Here is a 7966-nt window from a genome sequence, read left to right as displayed (position 1 = left end):
CATATTCCCCTCCTGGGAGGGGTTAGGGGTGGGTTCCCATCTCCCCATCTCCCCACACTTCCCTCTCTTTCCCTAATTCCCAATGACCCAGAAAGCGATAATCCAATTACAAGGAGTCACAACAACCTATCCCAACAACCGAGGTTTGTTTAACGTCAATCTAGAAGTCAAGTCAGGGGACTTTTTATTTATCACAGGGCCTTCTGGTGCTGGTAAATCCACATTGCTAAAATTACTCTATGGTGAACAGCGTCCCACCCAAGGTAAAGTATTTGTCGATCAATTCAATGTTGGGCAATTACGAGGCGATCGCTTGTCATTCCTACGCCGTCGCCTGGGGATTGTTTTTCAGGACTACAAACTAATTCCCAAGCGCACTGTTTCAGAGAATATCGCTTTTGTGCTGTGGGCACAGAGTTTTACTCGCAAAGAAATTAAGCGACGCCTAACACCAACCCTTAAATTAGTGGGTTTGCAAGACAAAGCCAACTGTTTTCCAGAGGAACTTTCAGGAGGGGAACAACAACGGGTAAGTCTAGCTCGTGCCATTGTTAGTACACCGCCGTTGATATTAGCTGATGAGCCAACAGGTAACCTCGATCCCGACAATTCGTGGCAGGTATTAAACATTCTCAGGAAACTCAATCACCTAGGCACTACAGTTATTGTGACAACTCATAATGAAAACTTAGTCAGAATCTCGAATCAGCCAGTAGTACAGCTGCGCGAAGGTCGTTTGTATTGCCCTTTTTAGAGGCAATAGTTTACGAAAAATCACACATTATGGGTGAGGACTGGGCTCAAGCATTGTTGTTCAATTTTCTTAGCACTCTCGGTCAGTCCTGCTCTGACTTGTTGGTATTCAGACTCAAGCAGCGCAAAAATTTCCGCTGCTCCAGTGATGCTTTTCGACCTCCCCAGACTTTCCAAGTCCTGACACAGTTTGGAGAGATTTATCCCCCCTAGGGTAGCGCTACTAGACTTTAATGTGTGAGCCGCAATTTCCATGGCTTTTGGATCTTCTTCAATAATTGCTTGAGCCATGTTTTTTACTAACCTCGGAGTATCTTTTAAGTAAATTTCAATCAAACTAACCAAGCATTCCGCCCCCCCTTCTCCGATACTGTCGATTAAGGATTGCACAACCGAAAAGTCAACAGCTGGATCAGCTAGTACTGGGTTGGGAGGTTCACGATGGTGCGGACATTGACTCAAGGCACGGACTAACTCTGGTACCTGGATCGGCTTGCTAATGTAATCATCCATTCCTGCACTCAGGCACATTTCTCGATCCCCTTCCATCGCATTAGCAGTCATGGCAATAATCCAGGGGCGTTCATGAGCTGGCCATTGTTCACAAATGTGTTGGGTCGCAATTAAGCCATCCATTTCCGGCATCTGGACATCCATCAAAACCAGGTCATAGGGCTGACGACTAAGAGCTTGGAGTACTTCTAATCCATTCCCTGCGACATCAGCCCGGTACCCCATCCGTTTCAACAGTTGCAGGGCTAACTGCTGGTTAACGATATTATCTTCAGCCAACAAAATGCGCAAAGGATGCTTTTGCGCCATTTCAGTGTCAAGTTTTAGGTGTTGAGCAGGTGTGCGCTTAATCTTGATCGGCTGTCCGCTCATCACCTGGGTCAAAACATCGTAAAGCTGAGATTGCTTAATAGGCTTGTTTAAGACAGCTGCAATATCTAGCTGACTCTGATGATGCTTTGTATCTGATTGACTCATTGAGCTGAGCATTACCAAGGGCAAGGCTTGACCTTCAGACTCCTGGCGGATTTTCGTTGCTAGGGTAAAACCATCCATCTCAGGCATGTACCCATCAAGAATGGCAATGTCAAATTTATCCCCCTGACTGAGCCAATCGAGAGCTTCTCTACCTGATGCTGCTGTCTGGGTAAGCATACCCCAAGACTTGGCTTGCTCGGAGATAATCGTGCGGTTGGTCGCACTATCATCCACAATCAGCAGCCGCTTTCCTTCTAACAATGGCTGAGATACTGGCAGGTTAGGTTCCTCGATCGGATCAGGCTGTTTAGCCAATACAGTGAAATAGAATTTAGAGCCTTGACCAACTTGACTCTCTACCCAAATCTTGCCACCCATCATGGTGGTGAGCCGTTGACAAATGGCCAAACCAAGACCTGTGCCTCCATATTGGCGAGATGTGGAGGAATCCACCTGAGAAAAAGACTGGAACAGGCGGTCGATCCGATCTTCAGGAATGCCGATGCCAGTATCCTTCACCACAAATTGGATTTCGTAGATTGAAGATTGGGTCGAAGCAGGAGAAAATCTGGTGGTGTTAGGGTTGCGGGAGGAAATCTGGGGGTGAGGCTGTGAAAATACTCTCGTGTTGTCTCTGGTGTTGTTCTGTATTCCGTTAGTTCCCCTGACCCCGTTGATATACTCCGTCTGGTCAAATCCTCCTTGTAAAGTGTAGTCTTTTCCATTGGCTAGAGTAGGGAAACTCAAAGAGTAATGTTTTCCGTAGTCAGAAGCAGACGCCAACGGGTAGGAGTAGTTAGCAGTATTGCTTTGTTCTTTTTCTTTGCCATCAACCCATTGCTCTGTGCTCACTTCTCGGGCGGTTACAGAAACTAACACTTCCCCGGTATGGGTAAATTTAATCGCATTCCCCAACAAATTGACTATAATTTGGCGCAGCCGAGTCACATCTCCCACAATCATAGGTGGAGTGTTGGGATGGAATAGATAAGCTAACTCCAATTTTTTCTCAGCTGCTTTTGCCGCCAACAAGTCTAGGGATTCCTCAACGCAAGTGATCAAATTAAACGGTTGTTCTTCTAACTCCAGCTTTCCAGACTCAATTTTGGAAAAATCCAAAATATCATTAATGATGGTGAGTAAACTATCCCCACTATTGCGGATCGTTTCCACAAAGTTTCGTTGCTGGGACGTTAGCTCTGTATCCAGTAGCAAACCTGTCATGCCAATCACAGCATTCATAGGAGTGCGGATTTCATGGCTCATAGTTGCCAGAAATTCGCTTTTTGCCTGAGTGGCCGCTTCGGCAGTTCTTCTAGCTTGCTCTAGGGCGAAATTTTGCTCAGTCAATTGCTCTCGTTGGCGGGTTTCTTGCTCAAGCAGGTGAGCCTGAGCAATAGCAATCCCTACTTGGTCAGCGACAGCTTCGAGTAACTCAATTTCATCCAGACTCCACTGACGAAATTCATCACACTGATGTATTCCAATCACACCATTCGGTTCCCCCTGATAAGAAGTACGAATTAGCAACATGGATTTGACTTCAATTTGCCAACATATTGGGATCATCGGTTTAAGAAGGGGGTCTTCGTAAACATTAGGGGAACTGATGGCTCGGTCTTGGACTAACAACTGCTCTAAATAAGGATTCCCCAGAATCGGAATTTCTAAATCCAGTATCGATAGATAACCCTTTTCTAAATACTCAGCCACTGTAGGAATGCGAGGATAGGGTTGGGAAACATAGGTATGAATGGTGCAACGATTGACCTGAAACACTTGACCAATTTGTGTGGCGGTGGTCTGAAAAATTTGTTTAGTGTTTAAACTTTGGCGGATTTCTTGGGTCACCTGTTTGAGTAGCATCACACGAGTCAGTTGCTGGTGTAATGCCTCCTCGGCTTGCTTTTGCTCAGATATATCAATCGATACACTTAATACCGCTGGCATGTGGGAAATTGCTAAGGAGAAGGGAATTTTGGTAGTTTGGATGATACGCTTTTCTCCATCGGGATAGATGATCGTCTCTTCTGGAAGGTGTGTCGGTTCTCCACTCTCCAATACCTGCAAATCCGCCTCTCTAAACTCGAAGGATTTTAAGAAAGACTGAGCAAAATCTTCATCCCGATGGTATAGTAACTCATCTACTGTCGTACCATAAGCTTCCGCAACTGCTTTGTTAGCTAAAAGAAACTCTCCATCTCGATTCTTGGCGTAAATGAAATGAGGCACTAAATCAATAACTTGACGCAGTTGTTTCTCACTTTCTTTCAGATGTGACTCGCTTAATTTACGATTTGTAATATCTCGGATAGTGCCAGAAGTCCCTGTGATAGTACTGTCAGGATCTAGGGTTAATTGTGCATGAATTTCCAGCCAGCCCGAGCCGCCATCCTTGGTAAGATACCTTAGTTCCTGCTGATAATACTCCTGTTTGTGGGTAATTAGGGATTGAAACAATTCAATATTAGTTTGACGGTCATCAGCATGGAGATAATCAATAAAGTTAGTACCAATACTATCTGCTATAGAAAAGCCCGTCATTTCTGTCCAAGTTGGATTGAGAAAAGTCAACACCCCAACCCCATCGGTTTGGAAAATAACCTCTTGCACATTTTCCACCACTGACCGATACTGCTCCTCTCTCTCCAGCAAGGCCAGTTCAACTCGCTTGCGTTCGGTAATGTCTTCCACAGAGCCTTCGTAGTAGAGCAAATTTCCATTAGTGTCTCGGACAGGGCGCACATTTTCCAAAATCGAGATTACACTACCATCTTTGCGATAAGCCTGAGCCTCAATGGATGATACAGCGCCATTTTCCGCGATTGTGTGAGTAAACTCGTTACGAGCCTCAGTGTCCACATAAATTTGTTTTGAAACGTTCGTGATCGACTCTACTAGTTCTTCTGGGGAAGAATAGCCATAGATTCTCGCTAAGGCTGGATTGGCACTAATAAAGCGCCCATCGGGTGTAATCTGATAGATGCCCTCTACTGAATTCTCAAAGATGCTGCGGTAATTCGCTTCAGCTTGCTGCAGTGCTTCCTCGGCTCGCTTACGATTGGTGATATCACTAAAGGTACAAATGACTTGCTCTACTGACCCATTCACCCCCACCTGGGGATCGGCATTCACTAGTAACCATACCCAATCTTTAGTCGCTTGATTGTGGACACCCATAACCACATTTCTTACCAGTTTACGAGTGCTAATTGCCTGTTGGATAGGACGACTTTCAGTGGGGAATGGAGTGGTGTCTTCGTGAATGATAGTCCAATCTGAACCAAAAGGACTTTTATCCAACAATTCACTTTCGGTGAAGCCCAGTATATCCAGAGCCGCCTGATTAAAGAGCATGAATTCGGTGTTTGCCTCGAATAGCAACACCCCTACCTGCATTTCTCGAATCACTGTCCGGAATAGCCTTTCGCTTTCTTGCAATGCTTCTTGTCTAAGAGCTTGCAGTGCTTTACTCGTTTTCTGCTCGTAATTTGAGGCAAGTAAGGTTAGGCTGAAGATGATTAGGTTAGTTATCCCTATGGTGCTTGTTACTACCGAAGTATTTAATGTCGGAGAAAACCCAGTGTCTAATGGTGGAGTAACGGGAAACTTGGCTGCCATCATGGTTGTATAGTGTACAGAGGTAATGGCTAATCCCAGGATCACTGCCCAGCAAACCTTCCACCCATGAAGGACTTTTCCGGTTCCTACCCCCACATCAAAGGATAGCCACAAGATGAAAAACGATGTCAAGCTGGCTATAACAACGGATAGGGCAACAAAAAAGAGGTTGTAGTGAATCAGCCCTGGTATTCTCATGGCAGCGATCAGCAGGTAGGGTATGGATGCGATCGCTAATCCCATTACCACACTGCCCACCATTAACTGTCTGAGGTTGTTGATGCGGCTGACACTATAGAGTACGGCACCAGAGATTAGCACTGCTACCCAGTAAGAAAGCAGTACCATTGGCGTATCATAAGTGATAGGTGTGGGGAAGCGGAATGCTAGCATTCCCAAAAAGTGTATTGACCAGATCCCAATTCCCATGATCATTGCCCCACCAATCAGCCAACCTTTACGGTTAGTCTTTTGTGAGGTTTTTACTTGTCCAGCTAGAATCAGCACCGTATAGGTCACAATCGAGGCGATAGCAATGGATAGAACAACTAACGGTAAGTCATAGATACCACTCATTGCTATATCTGTATCGCTAATTGGGACAGTTTCTATGAGAAAATTGAGCCAGACAAAAACCATTGAGTAGGGCATACCGAGATCTTATCTCCCAGACCTTATAGGGGTCTTGTTGATATATTTAGACGCGAAAATTGTCTTGTCATTCTGAATAGATGTCTTGACTTTACACAATTTTGATGAATTAATTTACCGTATAAATACGGATTTTTAGTATAGCTATATCCTTAAATTTACCGAATCTAATCTATTAGTTGAATCAGAAAGCACCAAATTTAAAACTTGGTAATTGTAATTGCATAGATTTTTTTAGCTACCAAATAATTATCAACAGAGGGAAAGATAAGTAGATTTATCCATACCTAATTAAATTTTTGATAATCATCATTGGGTCTATACCGTACAAACAACTACTTTGGTAAGCAGTCAGCCGTCAGCCGTCAGCCGTCAGCCATCAGCCGTCAGACGTTAGCCTAATGCTGACCTAACTCAGCATTATTCCAATGCTTACCTGTTTGATTCAAAAGATGTAACTCAGCATTATTCCAATACTTACCTGTTTGATTCAAAAGCTGATAGCACCTCAAGTAGCGTGGCCTACGGCCAATGACTGATAACTGATAGCTAATAGCACCTCAAGTAGCGTGCGCGTAGCGCTTAAGCTAATAGCTGATACGCGACACGCTGATAGCTGAATACTTACCTACTTTGAACGTCTCAAGCTTAGACTAAAGGTAAGCAGTCAGCTAATGGGCTACAGATGGTGCTACTTGAGGTGCATTGAGCTGTCAGCTAATGTAAGGCAAGCCCTGATCAATAAACAGAGTAGGAAGTTTTTCGTAAATTAACAGTTAATAGTTAATACTTAAAAGTTAATAGTTAAGCTGACGTAAGTCTTGTAAAACTGGATGTAGTGGGTCATACACTCGTTCAGAATTTCCTTGAATCACCCGGTGAATGGGAACAACCTCCACCACGCAGTTAGTGTAAGCGATCGCATCCAACTGTCTTACCAACTCGGGTGACCAAGGTTCCTGACGAACTCTCTGATTTTGGCAAGTCAGCCACTCAATTAAATGCGATCGCATCACACCTGGTAAAATTCCAGCTTCCACTGGTGGTGTCCACCACTGATCATCTCCCCATCCCCATAAGTTACCTGTGCTAGTTTCCAGCCAATTCCCGTGATTATCTACCAGAATCGCTTCGAGTGCTCCCATATTTTGCGCCATTTGCTTCGCCCGCCATGGAGATAGGTAATTCCCGGTCTTGTGAGTAGGTAAGCAGCGATGAAATTTTACGGAGGGGGACTGGGCTACCCAAGCAGTGATACCCTGTTCTTGCCACTGGGCTAAATTGGCTGGCAGAGGACGACCCATAATCAATTCTCGTCCATCGGGGAATAGGGTAATTCTCAGCACTGGGTAAAGGGTGATCAGTGATTGTGCTCCTTGGCGCAATTGCTCCCAATCCGGCTGTTGCCAACCAAATGCTTGTAAACTCGATTGGAGGCGATGGCAATGATTAGTCCAATGGGTTAGTGGGTGATCTAATGACTGATGGTAAACTCGTAGGGTTGTAAAAACTGTAGCGCCATAGATAAATCCTGGATCATCAATGGTCAGGCTCAGGGAGTTGCCCTCAATTAGCTGGGCATTGTACCAGAAGCAAGGTTTTGACATCGCTCTTATCGTGATTAACCAGAATTGCGATTATAATCGGCTTTTCCTCTTCGAGCCCAATGCCAGAGAACGGATGGTGTACTGACCATGAATGTTAACCAAGTATGGAACTATATAGGTTAAACCAGCTGAAATCCATCGCTGTCGATTCATCTGTCCTTGTAGGAGAGCAGAACCATGATTGATCACAAATAAAACTGAGCCAACCACCAAAGCCACCTTCAGCGCAGTTGGCATCAATTGGCGATCAACAACACTTAGACAGAACTCTTTTAGAGGTTTCACGCTGTACCTATCTAGGAAGCTGTTAACGATACAATTTTACCTAACTGATGGTTTTTTTT

4 protein-coding genes are annotated in these 7966 nt (G+C 44.7%); 1 reads left to right on the top strand and 3 read right to left on the bottom strand.

From position 1 onward, the window contains the following. The first annotated feature begins 82 nt into the window (after positions 1–82). Complete coding sequence (gene ftsE / locus AC4II3_RS08410) at positions 83–754, top strand: cell division ATP-binding protein FtsE (protein WP_488009614.1); 672 nt, start codon at positions 83–85, stop codon at positions 752–754. Between the two features lie 20 nt (positions 755–774). On the opposite strand, the gene AC4II3_RS08405 is transcribed toward ftsE, so the two are convergent. The 3 genes from AC4II3_RS08405 to nrtS all read right to left on the bottom strand — a co-directional run bounded on the left by AC4II3_RS08405 (position 775) and on the right by nrtS (position 7859). Beyond that, positions 775–6015 (bottom strand): PAS domain S-box protein, encoded by a 5241-nt coding sequence (locus AC4II3_RS08405; protein WP_488009612.1) that lies wholly within the window; start codon positions 6013–6015, stop codon positions 775–777. Between the two features lie 797 nt (positions 6016–6812). Then, positions 6813–7622 carry an aminotransferase class IV gene (locus AC4II3_RS08400; RefSeq protein WP_488009610.1) on the bottom strand — a complete coding sequence of 270 codons (810 nt, stop codon included), beginning with the start codon at positions 7620–7622 and terminating at the stop codon, positions 6813–6815. A 30-nt stretch (positions 7623–7652) separates the two neighbouring features. Then, positions 7653–7859, bottom strand: coding sequence for a nitrate/nitrite transporter NrtS (gene nrtS, locus AC4II3_RS08395; RefSeq protein WP_488009618.1), 207 nt, complete (start codon positions 7857–7859; stop codon positions 7653–7655). Positions 7860–7966 lie beyond the last annotated feature (107 nt).

This window comes from Moorena sp. (assembly GCF_982860115.1).
This window is presented reverse-complemented; position numbering and strand designations above follow the sequence as displayed.